Raw genomic sequence first — 25677 nt, 5'->3', positions numbered from 1 at the left:
ACCATCCAGAGGAGAACATGGCGTTCGGTCAGCCCCGCATCGAGTACAAAACCAACGAGCAAATGCGCAAGATGCACGAGGCCGGTTTGGTCCTCAGCCGTGCTCTTGATGCTGCCGTTGCGGCGGCCAAGGCGGGCGTCACCACCAAGGATCTCGATGACGTTTTCGCGGCAGTCCTGAATGACGCCGGCGCCAAGTCCAACTTCCTTGGTTACCATGGCTTCCCTGCGACCATCTGCACGTCAGTCAACGAGGAAGTGGTCCACGGTATCCCCGGGAAGCGCGTCCTCAACGACGGCGACATCATTTCCATCGACGGCGGGTGCATCGTTGACGGCTGGCACTCTGACTCTGCCCGCACCGTCATCGTTGGCACGGCGGACCCTGAGGACCAGCGGCTCTCGGATGTCACCGAGGCTGCCATGTGGCGGGGGATAGCTGCCCTGGCCAAGGGCAAGTTTGTGGGAGATATTGGCAACGCTATTGATGACTACGTTTCTTCCGTCCCCGGTAAGCCCCTTGGCATCCTTGAGGACTACGTGGGCCATGGCATCGGTTCGGAAATGCACATGGCACCGGACGTCCTGAATTACCGCACCAGCCACCGGGGTCCGAAGATCCGGCAGGGTCTTTGCCTCGCCATCGAACCCATGTTGGTACGCGGCAGCATCGAGACCGCCACCTTGGATGACGACTGGACCGTCGTCACCACTGACGGGAAGCGCTCCTGCCAGTGGGAGCACTCGGTTGCCGTGCACGAAAAGGGAATCTGGGTCCTGTCCGCCCCGGACGGAGGCGCAGAGCGGTTGGCGCCGCTCGGCGTCGTGCCTGTCCCGATCCCGTAACGCCACGCCTCGGCCCGGCGGCGGGGTGCACCGGTTCAGCGCAGAGGAAAACTCGGCGGCAGCAGTTCCTGCGTTGGCCGCTTGGCATGGTCCGAGACGCTGAAGGATGCGATGTAGTGGTCCAGGAAGTCCTGGGCACGTTCACGGTAGTCGCTCGTGTCGACGGTGACGATCCCGCCCTGGTCAACAATGGTTCGGCCAGCCACCACAACGCGCGAGATGTCACGGCCGTCGGCGTTCATCACCATGGTGCGGATGGGGTCGCCATAGGGTCCAATGTGCTGGTTGGCCAGGTCAAGAACGAAGTAGTCTGCTTGGGCTCCCGGTGCCAGGCGTCCGAGGTCTGGGCGCCCCAGCGCTTCTGCAGGGTCCAGCGTGGCTGAGCGGAAGAGATCGGCAGCCTGGGCGCTGGAACGGTCGCCTGTGACTGACTTGGTCATACCCATGGCCAAGTCCATGGCGCGGATCATGTTCGGCGGGGCGGAGTCTGTCCCCAGCACGATCCGGATGCCGCGCTCGCGGTAGGAATCATAGTTGTCCAGCATGCCGCCGTAGTGGGCCATGGGGATAGGACAGAGCAGGACATTCGCACCGGATTCCGCGAGCAGTCCAAGGTCATCCCCGGCGCCGAAGGCCTCTGGCATGAGTGGATGCCCCGGCACCGTCCAGGCGTGGGGAATGAATGTCCGATCCGCGAGGAAGCCCAGATCCGCGAGGTACGGCAGGGAACGCTTGCCGGTGCGGGCGATCATGGTTTCTATTTCGAAGAGTCCCTGTGCGGCGTGCAGGCGGACCGGAATACCTAGTTCGTCTGCGGCCTTGCGTGTCAGGCGCAGCGTCTGCTCGGTCTGGGTCTCGATGCGCGAAGGCAGCAGGGCGGTGCGGATCAGCCCGCTGGCACGTCCTTCGAAATCCTGGGCGAATCGTATGGCGTCCTCAAGTCCAGCCAGGCCGCGCCGTTCGTCTTCGTGGAGCAGTACGTTGGTGCCGTCCGTGTATGGGACGGCTGTGCGGTAGCTGGGACCGAGATAGGCGCGGAGGCCGATCGCCTCCACGGCCTCTGCGGTGTCGGCCATGTCCTGGTAGTCCTCACACCACTCGTGATAGCTCTCTGAGGCGATGGGCATGAGGGTGGTGATGCCGTTGCGGACCAGCTGGGACAAAGCGAATTCGCGTCGGAAGCGGGCCTGTTCCCGGGTAAAGACGGCTCCATGGTCCTTGAGGTACGCTTCGGACCACACCAGGCCCAGGCGGCGGGAGGCATCCTGCCAGGAATCGAAAATGGCATGGTCGATGTCCGCCAGAGCGTTGAGGTCGATGAAACCGGGGGACACAATCGCTTGCCCGGCATTGATCTCAACGTCCACGTGGCCGGAGTACTCCCGGCCCACGAACAGGATGTCTGCGTCATCGTGGACAAGTTCGGCGTCACGCAGGATGCAGTGGTCGTTGTCCGCGTAGCCGATCACGAAGGCCGCCTTGAGGCGTGTAATCACTTGTTCTCCAAGTCGGACGCCTGGTTGTCCAGGATGGTTCCGGCCACAAGCATCGCGTCTTGAACGGAGCCATCCCGGATGGCCTCGAAGAGGTCGTCGTGATGGTCATGTCCTGTGTTTGCCGCACGGTCGAGTCCGGCGCGGGAGGTCCAGGAACCGTCAATGCTCGCGGCCAGGGAACCGTAGATGCCCGCCAGGAGTTGGTTGTGCGCGGCGTCAACCACAGCGCGGTGGAAGTCGATGTCGGCCTCCCGGAAGCCATCGTCGTCCCGTTTTTCGGCCGCAGCACGACGGCGGTCCAGGGCGTTCTGGAGCTTGTCCAGGTCTGTTTGGTCCCGGCGTTGCGCGGCCAAAGCGGCTGCGGGTACGTCCAGGCTGCGTCGGACCTCGACCGCCTCGAAAGGGTCCGCGTCCTGGAAGCCTCGCCGGAGCGCGATCTCCTGCTCATCCACGGCGGCGACGAATGTCCCGTCCCCTTGCCGGGTCACCAGCAGTCCCGCGTGCACCAACGCACGGAGAGCCTCGCGCAAGGGAGCGCGGCTCAGTCCCAAAGCCCTGCCGAGTTCGGGTTCTGGGGGAATCCGGTCGCCCAGACCCCACTCGCCCTCTCGAATCCGTTGGCGGATGTCATCGATCGCCTCGTCGACCACACTGCGTTTGCCGTTCACCACCATGGTGCCCCCTCGTTTTCCTGCGTCCTCGAAGCGTCTCACAGGACAGCTTCAAAATCCACTCTTTCGTAAGACGTCTTACGAGTGTACCTTGTTGAACATGACCCAGATCACAAAACAAATTCCTGGCTCGAGGTCTCCACAAGACGGCAATTTCCCCGGCGTCCGCCTCGGGGTCCAGTTCACCCGCTACCCGGGAATGGAGGACCTCCCGCTGCTTGCCTCCTTGCGACAGGCGGTCGAGGACGGATTCACCCTTGTCGTCCTCAACAACATCGCTGCGGAACTTTCGGGGGAGTTGCCCGACGGCTTGGACGAGGTGGCAGCGGAAGCTGGACGGGCCGGCGTCGAACTTCAACTGGGACTGGGCTGCGCCGGCCCCGTGGGCGAACCTGCGGCGGTCCGGCGCGAACTGCGAAAGTCCCTGGCACGTGGCCTGGAACTCGGCATCAAGGAGTTCTTCGTGTACACACGGTCGGTGCGGGAGGGAATGGTGGAGCAGGGACGCTTCCTTGACCACCCCGCACAGCTCCGTGTTATCCAGGCAAACCTCCAGGCCCTGGCCGAACAGGCCCGGAACAATAACGCGCGGATCAACGTGAAGACCCACGAGGACCTCGCCTCAACGGAGGTCCGGTCCTTGGTGGAGACCTTGGACCCCGCCGTCTTCAGCATCGGACTTGATGTGGCGAACCTGGTGGTGCGCGCAGAAGACCCCCACGAGGTCGCCGGAACACTGGGACCCTCCATCCGGATGACCCATCTGGAGGACGTTGTCCTTTTCCCAGTGCAGCACGGGTACCGCCGCCGGCTGTGCGCGGTGGGTGAAGGCGTCCTGGACTGGAACGTGTTGCTGGGAAGCCTGCTTGGCTCGGGAGTACGCGATTTCACGGTGGAGCAGCATCGCGGAAAGTTCGACACACCCGTTTTCGACCGGTCGTGGTTCCGCTATGAACCCCACCTTGACGCCGCAGGCGTTGGCCAGTTGGCCCGGCTCGGCGTCCTTACGCACGACGCTGTGTCAGGCGGGCACATTCCTGCGCTTGCCGATTGGGACGACGACCCAACCCCGGCCGAGCGCCGTCGTCAATTGCTCTACAGCGCCGCAACGTTGCGGCGAATCCTCACATCGATCGGCGCCGGTATTGCCGCTCCGGCCACGATCCTTTCCGGAGAGGAAGGACTCTCATGACAGCTTTAGCCGCCCCACAGGTTCTTACGCCGTCCAGGCGCAGGCCTTTCAGAAGCTTCCTTAAGCGTGACCGAAAGCTAACCCTCACCCTGTCCCTGCTGGCTGCCCTGGTTTTGCTAACGCTGCTTGGCCCGCTGTTCTGGCGGCTCCAGGCCGAAGCCATCAGCCTGGGTGCAGTCCTCCAAGCTCCAAGTTTCGCCCACCCCATGGGTACCGATGACACTGGTCGCGACGTGTTGGCCCGTTTCCTTGCCGGCGGGCAGACCTCCATCCTCGCCGGTCTGGCAATTGCCGTGATCGGGGCAATTGTGGGTTGCGTGACTGCGCTTCTTGCCGGTTCCATGCGCGGTTGGGTGGACACGCTCTTTACCTGGCTGACCAATTCCATCCTTTGCTTCCCGGCGCTGCTGCTGGCCATGGCTATTGCGATGGCCCTCAAACCGGGTGTGACAGCGGCCGTCATCGGGCTCTCCCTGCATTCCTTTCCCTGGTACATGCGAACCCTCCGGGGCGAAGTGATGCGCCTGTACGGGCAAGACTTCATCCGTTCCACCATGGCGATCGGCGCCCACCCGGCCAGGGTGTTGTTCCGGCATGTCCTGCCGCACCTGATACCCATCATGATCCTGCAAATGGCCGCGGTGTTCGGTGCCGCCGTGCTGTCCCTGGCAGCTCTCGGCTACCTCGGGCTGGGGGCCCAGCCGCCCACCGCGGAATGGGGCGAAATGATCACCGAAGGCCAGCAGTTCTTCCTGACCGGGCAGTGGTGGATCGCAGGTTTTCCGGGCTTGGGCCTTCTCATAGCAGTAACCCTCACCACCGTCATTGCAGACAGGGCCCGCGAAGTCCTGGATCCGCGCGGCGAATTCATCCAGGCGAAGTGAGGCTGCCATGACCAACGCGCTCCTCAAACGCCTCGGTGTGGCACTGGCCACCGTCTTCGGCGCTTCAATCTTCACCTTCATACTGCTCCGGAAGGTCCCGGGCGACCCAGCACGTGCCATCGCCGGTGATACCGCAACCGAAGAGACGGTTGCCGCCTTGCGCAAGTCCATGGGCCTGGATGACAACCTTGTGGTCCAATACGGAAACTACATGGGCTCGCTGCTTCGCGGCGACTTCGGCTTCTCATACAGCACCGGCAACAGCGTGGGCACACTCTTGGGCCAGCGACTCCCCGCAACCCTGGAGCTTGGCCTGCTATCAGTGATTATTGCGATAGTCGCCGCGGTGCTCGCGGCAAGCTTTGCGGTGTATTCACGGCGCCGGTGGCCAGACCAGCTCGTCCGGTTCGCATCCTCGCTGGCCATGGGTTCGCCGCCCTTCTGGATTGCGCTGCTGGCCCTCATGATCTTCTCGATCCAGCTGGGCATCTTCCCCGGACCTGAAGGACGGCTGTCACCGGGAATGCTCAAACCTCCAAATGTCACAGGAATGTTCACGGTGGACGCCCTGCTGGCTGGACAATGGGGAACCTTCGCCAACGCAGCCTGGCATCTGATCCTGCCTGCAACGATCGTGGCACTCGGTCCTTTCGCCTTCCTTAGCAGGCTCTACCGAAACCAGTTGCGGGGCACCCTCCGGGAAACCTTCGTGGCCGTATCCCAGAGCCACGGACTCCGACGCTTCCCGGTCTACAACCGGCACGTTGCACCCCACGGCCTCCTGTCCCTCCTGCCAGCGGCGTCGCTCCTCTTCGCAGACCTCCTCGCAGGAAGCCTGCTGGTGGAGAAAGTATTCGGCTGGCCCGGCATCGGTTCCATGACCGCCGACGCCATCATTCAAAAGGACTTCGGAGTGGTGCAGGCCGTACTACTGCTTGCCGCCGTCCTCTACGTAGTTGTGAGCCTCCTGGCCGATGTCCTGATGACCGCAGCTGATCCCCGCACCCGAGTAGGAGCACGCTGATGCAAAGCAATGCACTCTCCCTTCCCGCACCTGAACTGTCGTCCAATGGTCGCCCGGACCCCGTGCTCAGCGTCCGTGGACTTCGCACGGATTTCGTGACGGCCTTGGGGACCGTACACGCCGTCCGCGATGTTTCCTTCGATCTACGCCGAGGCCAACGACTCGCGATCGTGGGCGAATCGGGATCCGGAAAGTCCGCCATGGCCATGTCACTGATGGGGCTTGTGCCCCCACCCGGCAGGGTTGTCGGCGGCAGCGTAAAGCTCAATGGCAAGGAAATTGTGGGCCTCGACGACGCCGCGATCTCCAAGGTCCGCGGCAAGGACATCAGCTTGATATTCCAGGACCCCATGGCGGCATTGGATCCGTTGAAGACCATCGGAAGCCAATTCGTCGAGACAATCCGCGTTCACCAGGATGTCTCTGCCAAAACCGCCCGGAAGATGGCCTGCGAACTGCTAGGCGAAGTGGGCGTCAACGACCCCGCCCGCCGAATCTCCGACTACCCGCACCAATATTCAGGCGGCATGCGGCAACGCGTCCTGATCGCCATGGCCATTGCCAACGACCCCTCCGTGGTGGTCGCGGACGAACCCACGACCGCCCTGGACGTCACCACGCAGGCGCAGGTGCTGGACCTGTTGGCCAAGATCTGCGACGAACGCGGAAACGCCTTGGTCATGATCACCCACAATCTGGGAATCGTCGAGGAACTTTGCGACACCGTCAACGTCATGTACGCCGGCCGATTCGTCGAATCCACCACTACCGAAGCATTGTTCGCCTCCCCGGGACACCCGTATTCCAAAGCCCTCCTGGACTGCGTCATCGATCCCGCCACCGCACGGCGCGGTGCCTTGCCTGCCATCCCCGGATCGCCGCCGGACCTTTCAGTGGACGAGCCGGGCTGTCCCTTCGCCCCACGGTGCCCGATCGGCAGGGAACAAAAGCGCTGCGCCATCGAAAGGCCGGAGCCCCGCAGCCTGTCCACTGGCGCAGTCGTCCGCTGCCACTTCGCAAACGATCCCCAGGGAGTCCCAGCATGAGCATCGCAAACGCCGCCCCGCTCCTTCGGGTGGAGAAGCTCAACAAGTCCTACACCAAAGGCATTGGAAAGCGGCATAAGACACAAATCCTGCACGATGTCTCCTTCGAACTGCTCCGCGGCCAGACGCTCGGCCTTGTGGGGGAGTCGGGCAGCGGCAAATCGACTACGGCGGCCTGCGTCATGGGCCTCACCAGCGCTGACAGCGGCCTGATCGAATTCGACGGCGTGGACCTCACCACGCTTTCCAAACCCGGGATGCGAAAGATGCGCCGCAGGATCCAGATGGTCTTCCAAGACCCCAACGGCTCCCTCGACCCGCGATTCACGGTGGGGGACCTGGTGGAAGAGCCCCTCATTGTGCACGGTATCTCCGATCCGGCGGAACGTTCGCGCAGGGTGGCCAAAGTCCTGGACCTGGTGGGAATCAGCGTCAAGCAGACGCAGCGCTTTCCTTTCGCGTTCTCCGGAGGCCAACGCCAGCGCATCGCAATCGCCCGGGCCCTTGTCCTCAACCCGGACCTTGTGGTGCTGGACGAGCCCGTGAGTGCCTTGGATGTCTCCATACAAGCCCAGGTCCTGAACCTCCTGAGCGACCTGCAGGACGAGCTCGGACTTACCTACCTCTTCATCGTCCACGACCTCGCTGTGGCCCGGCTCATGAGCCACAACATCGCCGTCATGAACGCCGGCGAGATCGTGGAAGCCGGTACCGCCGCAGATGTCTTCGACAAGACCACCCATCCTTACACCCGTGCGCTGCTGGATGCAGTGCCGGGTGCCCGCCGGCGGGCGAAGGCGCTCGCATCGGCGGGAACAGCTAGCGCCATGGAAGGAAGATGATATGAAAAAGCTCCTGAAATGGACGATCGCCGCAAGGCGCACGACGGCGGCACTCGCCACCGTGGGCCTGCTCGCGCTCGCCGGCTGCGCGCAGCCCGGCGCGCCTTCCAATGCGGCAGACAGGCCGTTCACTGTGAACTGGGCCGCGTCCTTGACCAACATCGACCCTGCGTTTGTGTGCGCGGGCAATGAGAACAGCTTTGCCACCAATTTCTACGCACGTCTGGTCAAGCTCGATCAGGAAGCCCAGCCCGACGGCACCCGGGTGGCCATCAACGATCCCGAGCGGGTCAGCGGCGATCTCGCTACCTCGTGGACGGTCTCACCCGACGGGAAGTCGTATACCTTCTCCCTGCACCCCGGGGCCAGGTTTGCCAACGGCAACCCGCTGGACGCCGAAGCCGTGCGGTACTCGATCATGCGGAACCTCACTATCGGCGGCTGCGGCGCTTTGGGTTTGCAGATCGGCCTGACGGACCCGCCGCTGATCAAAGACGTCGTAGTGGTTGATCCCCAGACTGTGCGTCTGGAATTATCACGGCCGTACGCAGCAATCCTGGTGACACTGGCCCAGAGCCGCGGTTCGATCTATGACCCGAAGGTCATCAAGGAGCATGGCGAGGACAAGAAAGGTGTGCCCAACCAGTGGCTGGCCTCGCATACAGCCAGCAGCAGCGGGCCCTACGTGCTCGACGAATACGTGGCAAACAACTACGCGGTCCTCACGCGGAACCCGAACTACTACGGCGAACCGGCCAAGGAAGCCGAGATCCGGGTCAACTTCATCACTTCAATCCCCACCCTGATGCTGCAGGCCCGCCGTGGCGAGGCCGACGTAACGCTCGGCCTACCGCCTTACGTGGTGCACCAGTTGAGCCAGGAGGAGTGCTGCCGTGTCACCACGGCCCCTGCCTTCGCCCCGGTGACTGTCTCCCTGGACAACTCATCGGGCACCACAGCCAATCCGAAGCTGCGGGAGGCGCTCACTTACGCGGTGCCGTATGAGCAGATCAAGGCCAGCGTTGCCTACGGCTACGCAGACAGCTTCTACGGGCCTTTCGTTCCCGGCATTCCGGGCTTCGATGCTGAGCGCTCGGCTCCGCGCCCCTTGGACAAAGACAAGGCCAAGGCATTGGTTGCGGAATCAGGGCTCAAGGATCCGCAGATAGACCTCATGATCAACCCTTCGTCGCCCGGAGTGTCCACGCTCGCGACCATCCTCAAGTCCTCATGGGAGGAAATCGGGGTGCGGGTGAACATCGATTCGCAGACTCCAACGGCTTTCGCCACAAGGTTCAACACCGGTAAATACCAGTCGGCGCTCTTGTTCGAAACCGGTGGCGCCGTGGCCGCTTACGAACTGCGCAAGAAAATGACCTGCGGCAGCTCGTTCAACAACCAGCACATCTGCATTTCCGGAACCCCGGAGCTCATGGAAAAGCTGAACGCAGCACCGGACCTGGAATCGCAGCTGCCATATATCAATGCGCTGGTGGATTCCTGGCGGGCCAACTCGCCCACCATCATCCTCTACCGGGCACAGTTCACGGCGGTGCTCGCGGATTCGGTCAAGCACTTCGACTACTCGCCGACCTTCGCTTTCTACAACTGGGGACGTTAGCGGCGTCCCGCCTCCAGGTGCCCATGCCGGTACCTGGACGAAGAGAAGACATCCAGAACTTATTAAGGACAAGAAAAATGCGAATTGGTGTTGATGGAAGCAAGATTCCCCACGAGGCCGAAGACTCTGCCGTCCAGATCCTTGAGCATGCCCATGCGATGGGCATGGAAGGCGTCTATTTCCGCACTGTGATGGACGTTTCACCCACGCTTGACCGGGCCGTACTCCAGGAAGTGCGGGCCTGCGCCGACGAATTGGGCCTCTACCTGCAAATGGGCCTGGCCAAGGTCAATCCCTACGCCTCTGCCGAGGCGCCGCAGGTCCGCAGGCTCGGCGACGGTGACTACACACGCGGTATGGTCCGGATGATCGAGGCTGCACACGAGGCCGCCGGTGTAACCGAGCTGTGGGTGGCATGCGCCAACTATCAGCGGGGAATGCCCGGGTACTACGTGTTCGATCGCTTCCGTACAGATGCCCCGTGGCCGGACCAGCTCGTGGCGATCGAGAAATTCCTTCGCCTGCTCGCGCCGGTGGCCCGGGACCATGGGGTTCATCTGAATATTGAAACCCATGAAGAGATCACCAGCTACGAAGTGGTCCGCTTGGTGGAAGCCGTGGGCCCGGACGTCCTGGGCGTCACTTTCGACACTGCCAATGTGGTGGTCCGCGGCGAGGACCCGGTGGCCGCGGCCCGGCGCGTGGCGCCCTACACCCGGGCCACCCACCTCAGGGACTTCGTTCTGGGGGACCAGGACGGAGTATTCGGACGCGTGTTTGCCCCGATCGGACAGGGCAGCATCGATTGGGACGCCGTTTTGGGCATTCTGCACGAGGCAAATCCGGACCTGCCGCTGTCCATCGAGAACGCCGGCCCGGCCCTGCACCTGCCAATTGGCCTGGACGATCCCGACTGGCTGGCCCTGCATCCGGATCTGGACCAGCGGGAGGTTGCCCGGATCCGTGAAATGGCTGCCGAATACCAGGCCAAGGTGGACGGGGGCGGGGCGCTCCCGCTGAGCCGGTTGCGGGCCATCCCGTACGACGCCGAACGCTTCATCCACGATTCCGCCCAGGCCCTGCGCGCCACGCTTGGCCGCCTCGGCATCGCGGAGGGTGCCATCGCGCGCTGACGTGACCGCCCGGAAGCCAATTGCATTGCTTGGGCTTCCGGGCGCACGTGGAGCACAATGGGCTTCATGGCGTCCCAAATCACCGATGTACCGGGCATTCGTATTGGCCATGTTCAGAAGAACGACGGCGGGTGGCTCAGCGGCGTGACAGTCGTCCTTCCGCCTGTGAAAACCGTGGGGTCGGTGGACGTACGTGGGGGAGGCCCTGGTACCCACGAAACTGACGCTCTTGATCCGACGACGTTGGTTTCCACGGTTGACGCCATCGTGCTGACGGGTGGCAGTGCGTTTGGCCTGGCCTCAGCTACTGGTGCCCAACTCTGGTGTGAGGAGCAGGGCCGGGGCTTCGCGGTTCCTGGGACAGTGGTGCCGATCGTCCCGGCAGCAGCCATCTTCGACGTCGGGCGCGGTGGCGACGTCAAAGCACGACCCGATGCCGACATGGGCTACCAGGCAGCCGCAGCAGCGTTCGCCTCAGGCGACCATGCCGCCGTCGAGCGCGGAAACGTGGGCGCAGGCACTGGCGCGGTGATTGCGCGCGGACAGTACAAGGGCGGGGTCGGGACGTCCTCGATCACGCTGGATAGCATCTCCAAGGACGGCAGCCAAGTAATCGTGGGCGCGATCGCGGTGGTGAACGCGCTCGGTGCTCCGGTGGGGCTGGGGCCCGGCGACGCGCGCCACCGGGCTCCAGGACCAGAGGGCCCGGTCGCAGAACCACTGGCCCCTCCGCAAGGTCTCAATACGACGCTCGTCGTGATCGCTACGAATGCTGTTCTTGATGTGGCAGAGTGCAAGCGGACTGCATCGTCCGGGCATGCGGGGCTGGCGCGGGCTTTGGATCCGTCCCATACTTTGGCGGACGGTGACACCGTGTTTGCGTTGGCGACTGGCGCCGTCGAGCTTGATCGCAGTACCGAGCAGGCGCGGCAAGTATCGCTGATAACGCTCCAAAGTGCCGCAGCCGAAGCCGTGCGTTTGGCGATCCTGGACGGTGTTGCAGCGGCCGAGAGTGTCACGACGGCGGCAGGAGACTTCCCGGCTTACCGGACCGTAGGGGAGTGACGGGCGGCGGTACGTGCGCTACCATGGACGGATTTAACTTTCCGGCCCCATTGGCGTAGAGTTATTTGTTGGTTGTCTGTGCAGCCACGCCCTTTTTAGTGTCGTGGTTCCAAGAGGGCCAAGCAAACAAAAAACGTCCGTTGGATTTTCGGTGCCTAACCGGAGGACAGCGGCAAACAACAGTTAGCGGAGGATATGGCCAAGAAGGACGGGGTCATTGAGATCGAGGGCGTTGTGACTGAGGCGCTGCCCAATGCGATGTTTCGTGTTGAGCTCACCAACAAGCACGTCGTTCTCGCACACATCTCTGGGAAGATGCGTCAGCACTACATTCGAATCCTCCCCGAGGACCGGGTAGTGGTGGAGCTGAGCCCATACGACCTCACACGTGGTCGTATCGTCTACCGCTACAAGTAAATTGCTGGGCGGCCCAGGCAATAGTGCCAAGCCGCTCCAGCAGATCAACTGCAAAACACGCAAAGGAACGCCATGAAGGTCAAGCCGAGCGTCAAGCAGATCTGCGACAAGTGCAAAGTGATCCGCCGTAACGGCCGGGTCATGGTGATCTGCGAGAACCCGCGCCACAAGCAGCGCCAGGGCTAATTCCCCTTCCGGGAATCAGCGCCCGCAAGGGCAAACCTGGGTTGCTAGCCCACGCAAGTAAATAAAGGCAGCACAAGTTGTGCCAGGACTGCATTACAGAGCCTGGTCAGCGTACCCCCGGTCGGAGGCTGGGGCCACACGGATCGTGTGGGTGTACTGCCTACGACCTCCGGTTTATTCAAGGAGTACCGCCACTATGGCTCGTCTCGCTGGCGTAGACATTCCCCGCGAAAAGCGGTTGGAAATTGCGCTTACTTACATCTACGGCGTGGGCAAGACCCGTGCACACGAAACCCTGGCTGCCACCGGCATCAGCGCTGACGTTCGCGTCAAGGACCTGACTGACGCCGAGCTGGTCCAGCTGCGTGACTACATTGAAGGCAACTACAAGGTTGAGGGTGACCTTCGCCGCGAGGTAGCCGCTGACATCCGCCGCAAGGTTGAGATCGGCAGCTACGAAGGCCTGCGCCACCGCAAGGGCCTGCCAGTACGCGGACAGCGTACGAAGACCAACGCTCGTACCCGCAAGGGCCCGAAGCGCACCGTCGCCGGCAAGAAGAAGGCCGGACGTTAATCCCTCGGGATTGACCTGGTTTTCCCCCGATAACTTTCTGTAGGAGAAACAATGCCCCCGAAGACTCGTGGAGCGGTTCGTAAGCCGCGTCGCAAGGATAAGAAGAATATTGCGCTTGGCCAGGCGCACATCAAGAGCACCTTTAACAACACCATCGTGTCCATCACGGACCCGAACGGTGCTGTAATCTCCTGGGCTTCCGCCGGTGAGGTTGGCTTCAAGGGCTCCCGTAAGTCCACCCCGTTCGCTGCCCAGATGGCTGCCGAAGCTGCTGCAAAGCGCGCTCAGGAGCACGGTCTGCGCAAGGTTGACGTATTCGTCAAGGGCCCGGGATCCGGACGCGAAACCGCAATCCGTTCGCTTCAGGCTGCTGGCCTCGAGGTTGGCTCCATCCAGGACGTCACCCCCAGCGCCCACAACGGTTGCCGCCCGCCGAAGCGCCGCCGCGTCTAATTAGGTATTCCCTGCCTGACCGGCCGGGCCTGCTGTACATGGTTTCGACCATCTACAAGCATGGCCCGGCTGGTCAGGCTGGAAACCGAAGCCGATTTCCACCACCTGTGTTGCGTCATATAGCGGATGCTCGCCGAAAGGAAACCTAAGTGCTCATTGCACAGCGCCCCACCCTGTCTGAAGAAGTTGTATCCGAGAACCGCTCCCGTTTCATCATTGAACCGCTGGAGCCGGGCTTCGGCTACACCCTCGGAAACTCCCTCCGCCGTACCCTGCTCTCCTCCATCCCCGGTGCCGCTGTAACCAGCATCCGGATCGATGGCGTGCTGCACGAGTTCACCACGGTTCCGGGTGTCAAGGAAGATGTCACCGAGATCATCCTGAACATCAAGAACCTTTCGGTTTCCTCCGAGCACGACGAGCCGGTTGTTGCTTACCTGCGCAAGCAGGGCCCCGGAGTCGTCACCGCCGCGGACATCGCTCCGCCGGCCGGCGTCGAATTCCACAACCCGGATCTGCACATTGCCACTCTGAACTCGAAGGGCAAGTTCGAACTCGAACTGACCATCGAGCGCGGCCGTGGCTACGTTTCGGCAGCTCAGAACAAGTCCGGCGACTCCGAGATCGGCCGTATTCCGGTTGACTCGATCTACTCGCCGGTCATGAAGGTAACCTTCCGCGTGGAAGCTACCCGTGTTGAGCAGCGCACCGACTTCGACAAGCTCATTGTCGACGTCGAGACCAAGCAGGCAATCGCTCCGCGCGACGCCGTTGCTTCTGCAGGCACCACCCTGGTGGAACTGTTCGGTCTGGCTCGTGAGCTGAACACCGCAGCTGAAGGTATCGAGATTGGCCCGTCGCCGACGGACGCTGCCCTGGCAGCGGACATGGCTCTGCCGATCGAGGATCTGGACCTTACCGTCCGTTCCTACAACTGCCTCAAGCGTGAGGGCATCCACACCGTGGGTGAACTCGTTGCCCGCTCCGAGGCTGACCTGATGGACATCCGTAACTTCGGTGCGAAGTCCATTGACGAGGTCAAGGCAAAGCTCGTCGAACTGGGTCTGTCCCTCAAGGACTCCCCTCCCGGTTTCGATCTCGCAGCCCGCGCCGCAGCCATCGAAGAGGACGACGCCGCGTTCAGCGACGACGAGCTCTAAAAAGCAGATCTTGGCCGTATGGTCCAGCGATGGACCTGACCGGCTTACACAACAGGAGAAATAATTATGCCTACCCCCACTAAGGGTCCGCGCCTCGGAGGCGGCCCGGCTCACGAGCGCCTGATGCTCGCGAACCTGGCAGCTGCTCTGTTTGAGCACAAGCGCATCACCACCACGGTCACCAAGGCCAAGCGCCTGAAGCCGTACGCAGAGCGTTTGGTCACCTTCGCCAAGCGTGGCGACCTCTCTTCCCGCCGCCGCGTTCTCGGCCTGATCAGCGACAAGGGCATTGTCCACGAGCTGTTCACCGACATCGCCGGCGCCGTTGCCAACCGCGATGGTGGCTACACCCGTATCACCAAGATCGGCAACCGCAAGGGCGACAACGCTCCCATGGCTGTCATCGAGCTCGTCCTCGAGCCGGTTTCCCCGAAGCAGGCCGTAGTTGCTGAAGCAACCGCTGCTGCTGCCAAGGCTGCCCCGGCTGCTGAGGAAGAGGTTGTTGAGACCGAGGCTGTAGAGACCGAAGCTGCTGAAACCGAAGAGGCTCCGGCCGCTGAGGCTGAGGCTGCTGACGCTGAAGCTGCTGAAACCGAAGAGGCTCCGGCCGCTGAGGACAAGAAGTAATTCACTGAATTCTTCTTAGTAGACTTAAGTCTATGAACGAACGAAAACCCGCTGCCCCCGCTTTGGAGGGCGGCGGGTTTTTGCGTGTCCGGATGGATCTTTCCTACGACGGTGGACCTTTCAACGGCTGGGCCCTTCAGCCTGGTCTGCTCACCGTGCAGGGCTCACTTGAGGAAGCTTTAGCGCTCCTCGTACGCCGTCCGGTCCGGGTTACGGTTGCTGGCCGCACCGACGCCGGTGTCCACGCACGCGGCCAGGTGGTCCATTTGGACCTTACTGAAGCCGAGTGGCTTGGACTTCCGCGTGGGCACGAACTCGACCCCGCCGTCGCGCTTTTGCGTCGCCTTCGCGGCGCCCTTAGCCGCGTCCTTGGCGATCTTACCGGCGCCATTGAAGTGCACGACGCCGGTCTGGCGCCCGAGGGTTTTGACGCCCGGTTCTCCGCCTTGTGGCGTCGCTACAGTTACCGCATTGCCGATGGCGCGGAGCGCTGGGATCCGGTGCTGCGTGGGATCACACTGTGGCACAAAGCGCCGTTGAACATTTCCCTGTTGAACGAGGGCGCTTCCCAGTTGCTGGGGCTCCAGGACTTCCGCTCCTACTGCAAGCCCCGGGAAGGCGCCACCACCATCCGCGAACTGCAGAGGTTTGAATTCGAACGGGCAAGCGACGGGGTCATTGTTGCCACCGTTCAAGCCGATGCGTTCTGCCACAACATGGTCAGGTCCTTAGTGGGCTCGGCATTGCGTGTGGGGGAGGGCCTGGAGCAACCAGGCTGGCTGCATGAACGTCTGCTGGAACGGAAGCGTGATGCGAAGTCCGTACTGGCGGCACCGCATCCGTTGGTGTTGGAGGAAGTTGCATACCCGTCGGACAGCGAGTTGCTGGCGCGGGCTGAGTTGACCAGGGCCCGGCGCGAGTAAGTCCGGACGTTGGAGGACCCCCTCCCGGCTCTGGGTACCGGAAGGGGGCCGTTGTGGCCGTCCGCGGTCTGGGATCCGTGAACGGCCGGTCTATTTCCCGCGGGCAAGATCAGGTGAACATCTGGATGATCTTGATGACAGCGGGACCCAGAAGGACTATGAAAAGCACCGGAAATATGCAGAACATCAGCGGGAAAAGCACCTTGACAGGCAACTTCATCGCTTTCTCTTCTGCTTTCTGACGACGCTTGACCCGGGCTTGCTTGGCTTGTGCACGGAGGACGTTGGCGATGCCGATGCCATATTTGTCAGCTTGGATCACTGCGAGGACAAAGCTGCGGACGTCAGGGACAGTGGACCGTTCGGCCATGGCCTCATAGGCTTCCTGCCGTGGACGGCCCACTTGGATGTCTTGGAGTGTTCGCATCAATTCCAGGGCCAGAGGTCCTGTGCCATAAGAGGAGGCCCGTTCCATTGCCGCTTCGAAACCGAGTCCTGCCTCAACGGAGATGAGCATTTGGTCCAACGTGTTCGGGAATTCCAGCTGTATGGCCTCTTGGCGCTTGATCCCGGTGTTGTAGATCAAGAGATCCGGAAGGAAGTACAACAGGATTGTCAGGAACAACCCAAGGCCGATCATTGTGGGGCTCGGGTTGCTGGCGACCAGCAGGACTCCGCCTACAGCGCCCGCAAGGGCGAGAGCTGGTTTGATGGCGATGAGTTTGGTCAGGGGCATCGACTTGGGACGTCCGGCAAGCGCCAGCCATTGATCGAGTTTGGCTTCGTAACTGCCAGGGGTGAGTTTCCGGGCCAGCCCTAACAAAATCGGGGGGCGGTGGATATTCACGCCAGTGCCCTGGGCGAATCCGGAACCAAGATTTGTCTGAATTGCCACCACGGACTTGCGGTCAATGGTGGCTAACGACCACGCGAAATAGGCAATGGGGAGGACGATCACAGCGATGATCAGCCAAGCCATGGGAGTCATGAGCACAGCCTCCTAGAACTTAATCTTTACGGTGCGGCTCATCCAGAAGCCACCGACGGTGAACAGGATCGCGCTGGCAACCATCAGGGCAATTCCTATGGGATGTTGAACGAAGACCCTCATGTAGCCCGGGTTGATGGCTGTCACGAACAGTCCGACTGCCACCGGGAGTGCCATGAGAATGACGGCCGACATCTTGCCTTCGGCACTGAGGGCACGCACGTGTCCCTTGACTTCGCTGCGCTCCCGGATGGTGCCGGCGACTTGCTCCAGTACCTCTGCCAAGTCACCGCCCACTTCGCGATTGATTTGTATGGCCTGGCCAATCCAGCGGAAGTCCTCGCTGTCCATGCGGTCGGCGCAGTCTTCGATGGCTTGGCGGGCGTCCTTGCCGATCCTCACTTCATTGACGATCCGGCCCAATTCTTCCGAGGTGGGTGCTTGTGCTTCCTGTGCAGCTGCTTCGAATGACCGCATGATGCTGTGGCCGACGCGGAGGCCACCAATCAACATCTGGATGGTATCCGTTAGCTGCGACTCAAATTTCCCGCGGCGTTTTTCGGTCTTGAACACCAGCAGCAGTTTCGCAACGAATGGCGTGGCCAGTGCCAGCAAGATACCGATAAACACATTGATGAGGAAGCTGCCGATGACGCCCACGATCACCGTGCCGACGACAACCATAACGGTGAAGTCGGCAGGTGCTTGCTTGACTCCTGCGTTATAAAGAACGTCGCGATTAAACGGTCCACCGGAGCGGCCCAGTGCAGTGTCCATAAATTGGACTGCAGACTGTGAAACGCGGCCCACTGCGGAATCGTCAGGCGCCGTGCCCAGGCGCCGGCGTTCCAAGGGAATGCTTCCGTTGCGTGGCTTCAGGACGACGATGACGAGCACCATGAGGGCAACGACGCAAAGGCCGATGGCTGTAACAAAAAGCGCCGGCGTATCCATGGCTATCGCCTCCCCGCAGTTACGGGAGCGACGCCAAACACGGATGGCGATACCGTGATACCGAGTTCTGCAAAACGGTCCAGGAACCTTGGCCGGATACCCGTTGGCAGAGCCCTGCCGAGGAAACGCCCTTGGGCATCCAAGCCAGCAGAATAGTCAAAGAGGAAAGCGTCCTGCAGCGTCACGACGTCGCCCTCCATACCCTGCACTTCGGTCACGTGCGTGACGCGGCGGCTGCCGTCCCGCAAGCGTGTCACTTGGACGATCACGTCCACGGCAGAGGACACCTGCTCGCGGATGGCCCTGAGCGGTAGATCCATGCCAGCCATCAACACGAGCGTCTCAAGGCGCGCGATCGCATCCCGCGGCGAGTTTGCATGGACGGTGGACAATGAGCCATCGTGGCCGGTGTTCATCGCCTGCAACATGTCCAGCGACTCTCCGCCACGAACCTCGCCCACGATGATCCGGTCGGGCCGCATGCGGAGGGAGTTGCGGACCAGATCCCGAATGGTGATGGCGCCCTTGCCTTCGATATTGGGCGGGCGGCTCTCCAATCTGACCACGTGGCGCTGTTGCAATTGAAGCTCCACTGCGTCCTCAATAGTGACGATGCGGTCGGACTCCGGGATGAAGGAAGACAAGACGTTCAGGAGAGTCGTCTTCCCTGTTCCGGTGCCCCCAGAGACGATGACATTGAGCCGGGCCAACACACAGGCGCTCAGTAGCTCCGCCATTTCGTGGCTGATGGATTCCCACTCGATCAGGTTGCGGACGGTGAGTGGAACGTGGCTGAATTTCCTGATGGTCAGCGAGGGTCCGTTGACAGCAAGCGGCGGGATAATCGCATTGACGCGGGAGCCGTCCTCGAGGCGCGCATCAACAAGCGGGGAAGACTCGTCTATCCGTCGTCCGACCTTGGACACGATCCGTTCGATGACTTTCCTGAGGTGCGCGTCCGAGCTGAATTGCAGGTCAGTCAGTGCCAGGTGACCGTGACGCTCAACGTAAATCTGGTCAAAGCGGTTGACCATCACCTCCGTAACCGAGGGATCCTCCAAGAGACGCTGCAGTGGACCGAAGCCCATGACCTCATCCGAAATCTCGCGGATCAGCCGGCGGCGTTCCTCGGGTGAAAGTGGCACTTGCTCGTCATCAATGACAGCTGAAAGTTCGTCCACGGCGAAGGACCGAAGCTCTTCCTCCGACGAGGAGGCGTCCCCAAGCCTAGAGCCCATTCGCTCGAAGAGTGCCGAAGCGGCCCTTTGCTTAAGGCCTGAAAGGGCATCGACCACGGGTGCAGACGGAGCCCCTCCCAACATCGGAGAATTCGCTGTTGGCGCTACGCTGGCGGCCTGTCCTCCAGGCTCGGCTTCCTTGATTTCGACGGCGGCAAGCGGGTTGTTCCTCGTGAGCCTTTCTGACAGTTTCATGACACCACCACCCTCCGGTGCAGCTTGCTCGGAGTAACTGTTTCCAGACGGGGATCGAATCGCTCAACAAGCTTTTTGAGCCCCTTCGTGGCTGAATCCCGAGTGGTGCCTTGGAGCACTGGGACACCCCGGTTCGTGGAGAACGGCAGGTTCCGGGAACGGGGGATGACGGTATCAATAGGGACACCGATGGTCGCCTCAACGTCCTGTACCGAGATGCCGCTCTTTCTATCCGCGAAGTTCAGCACCGTGTGTCTGCCCTGTGGCAAGAGCTGAAGTTCCCTCAGTACGCTGAAGCACTTCCGGAGCCCACGAATGCTGGGGACGTCCATGCCGCAGACCCAGACCCCGTCCGTGGCAAGCTCAAGAGTCGCCAGGCAGTGTTCGCCAAGTCCCGGTGCTGTGTCTACCACCACGTACTTGAATTCCGTGGCCAGCTGGTTGAGGAGCCTTGTGACGTGGTCAGCTGTGATGTAATCCGACTCCGATGGCTTCTGCGGTGCACAAAGTGCATAGATTCCCGCCGGGTGGACGGTGAGGAATGCCTTGAGCACCATCGAGTCCTGGGCAGCCGCACCATGAACAGCCTCGGTAATCGAGTGTTCTGGTTCCAGCAGCAGTCCAGAGGCGACGTCGCCGAATTGCAGGTCAAGATCAACAATGACCACGCTCATAGGCGCCAGGGCTCCAAGACCGACCGCCAAATTTGTTGCAACCGTTGTCTTGCCGACTCCGCCTTTCGGGGACATGACGGCAATGACCCGGCCTCTGTCCTGACCGGATTCAGCAGCTGGCTGCATTCCACGACGCCGGCTGGCGGAGGCCAGGCAGGCTCGTTCCAGGAGTATCCGCAGCTCGTTAACCTCAATTTCCGGTGTAACAACGTCCCGGATGCCCGAATGCATGGCACGAAGAACGATCTCGGGGCTGGGTTCGGCCACCAGCAACAGGCTGATTTCCGGATATTGGAGGTCGAAGACCGTGGCCAGCTTCAAAGCGTCGTCCGGACTTACGCCCGGTCCCAGAATCATCACCTCCGGTGGCGCCCCTGTGAGTTCCTTGAAGACGTCATCCGTCCCACCCCGGAGTACGTCGGGGGAGAGCGTTTGCAGGTCCCCATGGAGTGCCCCGGCGATGGCCTGGCGCACGCGGCCTTCAAAATCACGAACTGCAGTGATGGCTACAAAGCGGCTCATTGGACCAGCCCTCCGAAGGTTGTCGTCGGTGGATCGCTCTTTGCGGTTTTGTCCGTCTGCTTGGAGAGCCACAACGTCCCGAACTCTGCACCGAAAACCATTTTGGCGGCGTTGGCATCACTCAGGGCCACCGTCACGTAGGCTGAACCGTTCGGGAGTGCTACTCCCTTGTCTGCCCCGGCGGATTTTTCCGCGTCAGGGGCCGCTTGTTGGACAGCAGTGACGAGAACATCGTGGTAAAGCAGCTCAGTGAAGTTTTTCCAGCCCGTCAGACCGGCTGGCAGGTTGGCGCCGGCAGGAACCGCGTCGTCCAACTTGAATGACGCAAATACCGTGACGGTGTCGCCGGCTTCGATCCGACCGCCGAGTATGCGCTCGGGGGCCAGGACAAAGGTTGATTCCTGCAAACCCTCCGGCACGGGCACCGTTCCCGGAGCCAGATCCTTGGGATCAACCAGTTTCACTCCCAGCAATTGTTCGCCGGGCTGAAGCTCCGCCGAAGTGACCTTGCCTTTTTGATCGGTAAGGGCGTTGATGGTGCCTGGTGCAACCGCGGATTGCGGCAGGGTCTCCGCCTTGACCTTCGATTGAATTTCTTCGACTTTGGTGCCGGCCGGAATACGTTCCTTCACCACAAGTACGCTGACGGGATCAAGCCCTTGCTGCGCCCGCTTGTCGGCCCCCTGAACATAGGTGACCAGCAAGACGGTGCCAATGACTGCTAATAGCAGTGCTGCAATGCCTCCCAGTAGGCGTGTTTTCACTTTGTAACTCCCTTCGAGTTCTCATGAGGTTGATAGCAGACGCCCAGGGGCGCCTATTCGGTGAGCGTTACAACTGACGCTCCATAGTTGGGAATGCCCCCCGACATTTGCGAACCCTCTTCGAGTGACACGAAGCGGGAGAAAAACCCTTGGAGGCCGCGGCAGTTGCCGGTGCAGGCCGGAGCAGCGGGGTCCTGTACGCCGCCGGAACCGCTGAACCTGTAGCCAGTGACCTGAAAAGCCGCGAAACCAACCAGTGTGTACTTCGCGTTGGATCCGTTGCCTGTCGCTGTCTTGAAAAGCGGCATTAGAGCTGGCTCGTCCATGATGTGGGCCAGCACGGAATTGCAGGCGGGGTCGTTGGGGAAATGGTTTCCGGTTTGACCGTTGACTGTTGCATTGATTGAGATGTCGGTGGAGCAACCAGACGTGGTGACCAACCAGCCAAAGCCCCCCGGTTGATAGCCGTTTTGTGCTGCGCAGCCCGGAACGGTCGGAGCATTCGTGTCGTAACGCAATAGAAGGTGCGTTGGGATTGGATCGCCCGCAAAATTCCCAGTGGAATTGAGCGAGGCAAGTTGTGTTGGCGAAAGATACTTCTTGAAGACGCACTCACTGACAGTCCAAGGGAGTGTGGTTGCGCTGGACGGAGCACCCCAGGACGCTTCCGCTGTCGCACCTACAGTGGCAGTTTCAATCCCGAAGGCCTGTGCGAAGAACAGTGAGAAACTGTTTGCGCCGGAGCCTGCGTCCCGGGCATTAGTCACTACCCGAACTGTTGTGGCTGCCGGGAAGGTAACAACGGCACCGCTGGAGTTGTCATTCGCGTTGCTATTGGCGAATTGATTTCCCGTCGCTGTGCTGTTTCCACAACTACCCCCGGCACAGTCAGTGGCAATTGCCAGTGCGGCGGCGTCGGCGCCATTTTGCAACTGTGCTTTCTCCGCGTAGAGAGCCCCCACATCAACAGCCAAGGCGGCAAAGCCCAACAGGACTACCATGAGCCCGGCGACGATGACCGTCGCAGCACCGCGCTCCCCGGACTCGTTGGCATCGCCCTGAAACTGGGACTGACGAAGACTCCGGAAATTCCTTAGCCACCGCATCTCATCACTCCTACCCCAGTCATGTTCAGCGGGAAGATGCCTGGCCCACCAAAGAATCCGGCATCAAGGAAGCCGGACATGGAAGTCAGGGAGACACTGGTTGTCACTGTGACGTTGGAGCCGGGAGCACAGCTTGACGCGTTATCTGTAACTGAAACTCCCAGGCCACTAAGGGACGGTGCTGCGGCCAAAGCCGTACCGGATACGTTCAGACCACCATCCTGGTAGTGAACGGCTGCATAACGGGCGCCCTCCCGAGCTGCTTGTGTGAGGGACACTTGGACGTTGAGCACCCGCCCGAATTCCATAATCCCGATTAAGATCAGCAGCAGCAGCGGCAACAGGATTGCCATTTCCACGGCTACTGCTCCGCGCTCTTTCTTCTTCGATTTCACGACTGTCTCCCAGACCCGGATCCCCAGTGGGGTTTGCGGTAATAGCGCTTAAGAGGAGTGGCCGGCGGCTGTGGACTGTGTTTATGCCACGGCCACCGGCCACTGCAGCTGATGTCAGAGCGAGGCGGTGACGCCGCCGAACAGGCCTTGGATAGCCAAGCCCAGGGGACCGACCGCCACTGCAACCACTACCGCGATCAGGGCGACCATGAGGCCGTATTCCACCATCGTCGCGCCCTTCTCCTCGGAGGTGAAGCGGTCCTTGACGCCGGCGATGTACGAAGTGATGGTGAACATAAGAGCAGACATTGGAAAATCCTTCCCAGATGAATTTTGGGTTTGGTAAATCATGGATATAGGTCCAGCAAATTATCGGAATTTGCCTTCGATTCCCGAACTACCCCCATGTTGCCTTTAGCGGTTCGGAATTCGATGAGATAAGAATTCACCCTGGGCGTGCCCCTGAACAATGCGTAGTCGTACTCGAATTCCTGCATCGCATATCGCGTGGTCACCCGTAGAAGGACAGCGAAGTACTCAGTTTGGAAGTCAAAAAGGGCAAGCGACTACTTGGAATCGACAGCAGCCTTATATTTTCGAACCCATGCACAGCCCCCGGAAACCCAAGAGCCCGGCCCTACTGAAGTAGGAGAGTTACACCCAGTGCCGCGACAACCATCGCCGGGCCGTGGGCTGTTTCTGCGGGCTTTTCCTTGCGACTTAGCCGCCACAGCAGCACCGTGAGCACCCCGCCCACCACGAATCCCAGTAGTCCGCCGTAGAGTACTTGCTTCCAACCCAAGTACCCCAAGTACAGTCCAAGTGGTGCTGCGAGCTTCACATCGCCCATTCCGAGGCTTCTCGGCGAAATAAGTCCCAGAATCAGGTAGCCAACGAAGAGTATGAGGCCTCCGGCGAGGGCCCGGAGCAGCTCGGGCCAGGCGGGATCCAGTGCTGCCGACGTGGCAAGGAGAACAAGACCGCCCCCTAGCAGGAACAAAACGAGGGGGTTTGGCAGCAAATGGAGGGTGAAATCAATTCTCGAAAGCTGCACCCCAAGAAGTGCCAATAAAAGGAACGCCGGCAATTCCGCGGTAAAACCAAAGCGCCACCCAAGCAAGGCAAACAGCAGCGCGGTGACTGCCGCCGTCGTAATCCGGACCGTAGTGGAGGGGAGTTCGCCAAATCGCGGATAGCGGCGGGCGATCACGAACTCGACGGCCGGGCTCAACAGCAGGCCGGCGACGGCGAGCAGGAGCAGGAAAACGGGACCGTTGGTCATGTACTCTCCCTCAAAGCGCATGCAACCCCGAGGGGCGGATACCCCATTTTGACCCGGACGGCCCGTTGAAGGTATTGTTTAGAGTCGTTGTGCGTGTCCTATCTCGATGACACATGCCTTCTCGGGGATCCAGTTGCAGGGTCGTTAACTCAAGAGACATATCGAGATTCTGGGATGACTGGTCTATAGAGCCCTCACCTCTGCTCCGGTAACGCATACATAGTAGGTACACGCCTCACTGCGTGTCGCCTAAAACATGAACGCCAGAACAAGAACGAGGCAAAACCGTGCGTACGTACACCCCGAAGCCCGGCGATATCAACCGCCAGTGGCACGTCATTGACGCCACCGACGTTGTCCTTGGTCGTCTTGCCAGCCAGACCGCAACACTGCTGCGCGGAAAGCACAAGCCGACCTTTGCGTCCCACATGGACATGGGCGACTTCGTCATTATCATCAACGCTGAAAAGGTTGCCCTCACCGGCGCCAAGCTGGAGCAGAAGCGCGCATACCGCCACTCCGGCTACCCGGGCGGCCTGACCTCCGTCAACTACGCCGAGCTGCTGGAATCCAACCCGGTTCGCGCTGTTGAGAAGGCCATCAAGGGCATGCTCCCCAAGAACTCCCTCGCCGCTCAGCAGCTGGGCAAGCTCAAGGTCTACGCAGGCCCCGAGCACCCGCACGCTGCACAGCAGCCGAAGACTTTCGAAATCACCCAGGTCGCCCAGTAGTCCTGGCCACCAAACAACTTTTCATTACAAGGAGAACCGTGGCTCAGAACGAAGAACTGACCGCCGAAGCCGTCGAGGCTGAGGAAACCCTCACCAGCTACACCTCTGAAAGCACATCTGTTGAAGATGCGCCCAAGAAGGAGCGCCCGGCACTGACCGTTGCCGGTGCAGCCGTTGGCCGCCGCAAGGAAGCCGTTGCACGCGTTCGCGTCATCCCGGGTTCCGGCAAGTGGATCATCAATGGCCGCACGCTGGAGAACTACTTCCCGAACAAGCTGCACCAGCAGGATGTCAACGAGCCCTTCAAGATCCTTGATCTTGAAGGCGCCTACGACGTCATCGCCCGCATCCACGGTGGTGGCATCTCCGGCCAGGCCGGTGCACTGCGCCTCGGTGTTGCCCGCTCGCTGAACGAGATCGACGTCGACAACAACCGCGCCACCCTCAAGAAGGCCGGTTACCTGCGCCGTGACGCCCGCGTCATCGAGCGTAAGAAGGCTGGTCTCAAGAAGGCACGCAAGGCTCAGCAGTACTCCAAGCGTTAATCTGCGCTTACTCGAAGGCCCGTCCCGCCGTTTTCGGCGGGGCGGGCTTTCGTCGTTTTAGGCACCCCACAGGGCATGCTGAGAGCCGGATTTGAACCGCACACATGACGTCCCGACACGCGGG

General features: G+C 61.3%; 29 protein-coding genes. 18 read left to right on the top strand and 11 right to left on the bottom strand.

The annotated features are described in order from the left end of the window. Positions 1 to 17 precede the first annotated feature (17 nt). Positions 18 to 845 carry a type I methionyl aminopeptidase gene (map, locus tag LDN75_RS17845; protein WP_223933961.1) on the top strand — a complete coding sequence of 276 codons (828 nt, stop codon included), beginning with the start codon at positions 18 to 20 and terminating at the stop codon, positions 843 to 845. A gap of 35 nt (positions 846 to 880) precedes the next feature. Here map and LDN75_RS17840 read toward each other — a convergent pair whose 3' ends face one another. After that, positions 881 to 2341, bottom strand: coding sequence for a chlorohydrolase family protein (locus LDN75_RS17840; protein WP_223933959.1), 1461 nt, complete (start codon positions 2339 to 2341; stop codon positions 881 to 883). Beyond that, positions 2338 to 3054 carry a FadR/GntR family transcriptional regulator gene (locus tag LDN75_RS17835; protein WP_223933957.1) on the bottom strand — a complete coding sequence of 239 codons (717 nt, stop codon included), beginning with the start codon at positions 3052 to 3054 and terminating at the stop codon, positions 2338 to 2340. The genes LDN75_RS17840 and LDN75_RS17835 overlap by 4 nt, the downstream gene beginning before the upstream one ends. A gap of 58 nt (positions 3055 to 3112) precedes the next feature. On the opposite strand from LDN75_RS17835, the gene LDN75_RS17830 reads away from it, so the two are divergent. From LDN75_RS17830 to truA, 15 genes are all read left to right on the top strand, one after another. Beyond that, positions 3113 to 4204 carry a TIM barrel protein gene (locus LDN75_RS17830; RefSeq protein WP_223933955.1) on the top strand — a complete coding sequence of 364 codons (1092 nt, stop codon included), beginning with the start codon at positions 3113 to 3115 and terminating at the stop codon, positions 4202 to 4204. Beyond that, positions 4201 to 5088, top strand: a complete 888-nt coding sequence (locus LDN75_RS17825; protein WP_223933953.1) for an ABC transporter permease — start codon at positions 4201 to 4203, stop codon at positions 5086 to 5088. Before LDN75_RS17830 ends, LDN75_RS17825 begins: the two co-directional genes overlap by 4 nt. A gap of 7 nt (positions 5089 to 5095) precedes the next feature. Next, a complete protein-coding gene (locus LDN75_RS17820; RefSeq protein ID WP_223933951.1) occupies positions 5096 to 6112 on the top strand; it encodes an ABC transporter permease in 1017 nt (338 codons plus the stop codon). After that, positions 6112 to 7158 carry an ABC transporter ATP-binding protein gene (locus LDN75_RS17815; protein ID WP_223933949.1) on the top strand — a complete coding sequence of 349 codons (1047 nt, stop codon included), beginning with the start codon at positions 6112 to 6114 and terminating at the stop codon, positions 7156 to 7158. Before LDN75_RS17820 ends, LDN75_RS17815 begins: the two co-directional genes overlap by 1 nt. Further along, complete coding sequence (locus LDN75_RS17810) at positions 7155 to 8000, top strand: ATP-binding cassette domain-containing protein (RefSeq protein ID WP_223933947.1); 846 nt, start codon at positions 7155 to 7157, stop codon at positions 7998 to 8000. The genes LDN75_RS17815 and LDN75_RS17810 overlap by 4 nt, the downstream gene beginning before the upstream one ends. A 1-nt stretch (position 8001) precedes the next feature. Beyond that, positions 8002 to 9621 (top strand): ABC transporter substrate-binding protein, encoded by a 1620-nt coding sequence (locus tag LDN75_RS17805; RefSeq protein WP_223933945.1) that lies wholly within the window; start codon positions 8002 to 8004, stop codon positions 9619 to 9621. 77 nt (positions 9622 to 9698) lie between these two features. Further along, on the top strand, positions 9699 to 10754 hold the full coding sequence (locus LDN75_RS17800) for a sugar phosphate isomerase/epimerase family protein (RefSeq protein WP_223933943.1): 1056 nt from the start codon (positions 9699 to 9701) through the stop codon (positions 10752 to 10754). A 57-nt stretch (positions 10755 to 10811) separates the two neighbouring features. Then, positions 10812 to 11819 (top strand): P1 family peptidase, encoded by a 1008-nt coding sequence (locus LDN75_RS17795; protein WP_223933941.1) that lies wholly within the window; start codon positions 10812 to 10814, stop codon positions 11817 to 11819. 195 nt (positions 11820 to 12014) lie between these two features. After that, positions 12015 to 12236, top strand: a complete 222-nt coding sequence (gene infA, locus LDN75_RS17790) for a translation initiation factor IF-1 (RefSeq protein ID WP_011775571.1) — start codon at positions 12015 to 12017, stop codon at positions 12234 to 12236. Between the two features lie 72 nt (positions 12237 to 12308). Further along, positions 12309 to 12422 (top strand): 50S ribosomal protein L36, encoded by a 114-nt coding sequence (gene rpmJ, locus LDN75_RS17785; protein WP_011775570.1) that lies wholly within the window; start codon positions 12309 to 12311, stop codon positions 12420 to 12422. 196 nt (positions 12423 to 12618) lie between these two features. Continuing rightward, positions 12619 to 12996 (top strand): 30S ribosomal protein S13, encoded by a 378-nt coding sequence (gene rpsM, locus LDN75_RS17780; RefSeq protein ID WP_011775569.1) that lies wholly within the window; start codon positions 12619 to 12621, stop codon positions 12994 to 12996. Positions 12997 to 13047: 51 nt separating this feature from the next. Continuing rightward, positions 13048 to 13449 carry a 30S ribosomal protein S11 gene (rpsK, locus tag LDN75_RS17775; protein WP_014922380.1) on the top strand — a complete coding sequence of 134 codons (402 nt, stop codon included), beginning with the start codon at positions 13048 to 13050 and terminating at the stop codon, positions 13447 to 13449. Between the two features lie 149 nt (positions 13450 to 13598). Then, positions 13599 to 14609, top strand: coding sequence for a DNA-directed RNA polymerase subunit alpha (locus tag LDN75_RS17770; protein ID WP_011775567.1), 1011 nt, complete (start codon positions 13599 to 13601; stop codon positions 14607 to 14609). A 66-nt stretch (positions 14610 to 14675) separates the two neighbouring features. Further along, positions 14676 to 15236 carry a 50S ribosomal protein L17 gene (rplQ, locus tag LDN75_RS17765; RefSeq protein WP_223933939.1) on the top strand — a complete coding sequence of 187 codons (561 nt, stop codon included), beginning with the start codon at positions 14676 to 14678 and terminating at the stop codon, positions 15234 to 15236. Between the two features lie 32 nt (positions 15237 to 15268). Then, the gene (truA, locus tag LDN75_RS17760; protein ID WP_223933937.1) at positions 15269 to 16159 is read left to right on the top strand and encodes a tRNA pseudouridine(38-40) synthase TruA; all 891 of its coding nucleotides are present in this window, start codon (positions 15269 to 15271) and stop codon (positions 16157 to 16159) included. 109 nt (positions 16160 to 16268) lie between these two features. On the opposite strand, the gene LDN75_RS17755 is transcribed toward truA, so the two are convergent. From LDN75_RS17755 to LDN75_RS17715, 9 genes are all read right to left on the bottom strand, one after another. After that, a complete protein-coding gene (locus LDN75_RS17755) occupies positions 16269 to 17147 on the bottom strand; it encodes a type II secretion system F family protein (protein ID WP_223933936.1) in 879 nt (292 codons plus the stop codon). Between the two features lie 12 nt (positions 17148 to 17159). Beyond that, on the bottom strand, positions 17160 to 18101 hold the full coding sequence (locus LDN75_RS17750; RefSeq protein WP_223933934.1) for a type II secretion system F family protein: 942 nt from the start codon (positions 18099 to 18101) through the stop codon (positions 17160 to 17162). Positions 18102 to 18103: 2 nt separating this feature from the next. Continuing rightward, positions 18104 to 19534, bottom strand: a complete 1431-nt coding sequence (locus LDN75_RS17745) for a CpaF family protein (RefSeq protein ID WP_223933932.1) — start codon at positions 19532 to 19534, stop codon at positions 18104 to 18106. Further along, on the bottom strand, positions 19531 to 20730 hold the full coding sequence (locus tag LDN75_RS17740) for an AAA family ATPase (protein ID WP_223933930.1): 1200 nt from the start codon (positions 20728 to 20730) through the stop codon (positions 19531 to 19533). The genes LDN75_RS17745 and LDN75_RS17740 overlap by 4 nt, the downstream gene beginning before the upstream one ends. Next, positions 20727 to 21494, bottom strand: a complete 768-nt coding sequence (locus LDN75_RS17735; protein WP_223933928.1) for an RcpC/CpaB family pilus assembly protein — start codon at positions 21492 to 21494, stop codon at positions 20727 to 20729. Before LDN75_RS17735 ends, LDN75_RS17740 begins: the two co-directional genes overlap by 4 nt. A gap of 53 nt (positions 21495 to 21547) precedes the next feature. After that, on the bottom strand, positions 21548 to 22600 hold the full coding sequence (locus tag LDN75_RS17730; RefSeq protein WP_223933926.1) for a Tad domain-containing protein: 1053 nt from the start codon (positions 22598 to 22600) through the stop codon (positions 21548 to 21550). Further along, a complete protein-coding gene (locus LDN75_RS17725; RefSeq protein WP_223933924.1) occupies positions 22588 to 22995 on the bottom strand; it encodes a TadE/TadG family type IV pilus assembly protein in 408 nt (135 codons plus the stop codon). The genes LDN75_RS17730 and LDN75_RS17725 overlap by 13 nt, the downstream gene beginning before the upstream one ends. A gap of 114 nt (positions 22996 to 23109) precedes the next feature. After that, entirely contained in the window at positions 23110 to 23304 is a 195-nt protein-coding gene (locus LDN75_RS17720; RefSeq protein WP_223933922.1) for a Flp family type IVb pilin, read from the bottom strand. Positions 23305 to 23632: 328 nt separating this feature from the next. Then, positions 23633 to 24277 carry a prepilin peptidase gene (locus LDN75_RS17715; protein ID WP_223933920.1) on the bottom strand — a complete coding sequence of 215 codons (645 nt, stop codon included), beginning with the start codon at positions 24275 to 24277 and terminating at the stop codon, positions 23633 to 23635. 287 nt (positions 24278 to 24564) lie between these two features. Here LDN75_RS17715 and rplM point away from each other — a divergent pair, with 287 nt between their 5' ends. Beyond that, positions 24565 to 25008: a 50S ribosomal protein L13 gene (rplM, locus tag LDN75_RS17710; RefSeq protein ID WP_011775554.1), complete on the top strand. Its 444-nt coding sequence runs from the start codon at positions 24565 to 24567 to the stop codon at positions 25006 to 25008. Between the two features lie 38 nt (positions 25009 to 25046). Beyond that, positions 25047 to 25553: a 30S ribosomal protein S9 gene (gene rpsI, locus LDN75_RS17705; protein WP_216925110.1), complete on the top strand. Its 507-nt coding sequence runs from the start codon at positions 25047 to 25049 to the stop codon at positions 25551 to 25553. Positions 25554 to 25677: the final 124 nt, after the last annotated feature.

Source organism: Arthrobacter sp. StoSoilB5, from assembly GCF_019977235.1.
GTDB lineage: Bacteria > Actinomycetota > Actinomycetes > Actinomycetales > Micrococcaceae > Arthrobacter.
This window is presented reverse-complemented; position numbering and strand designations above follow the sequence as displayed.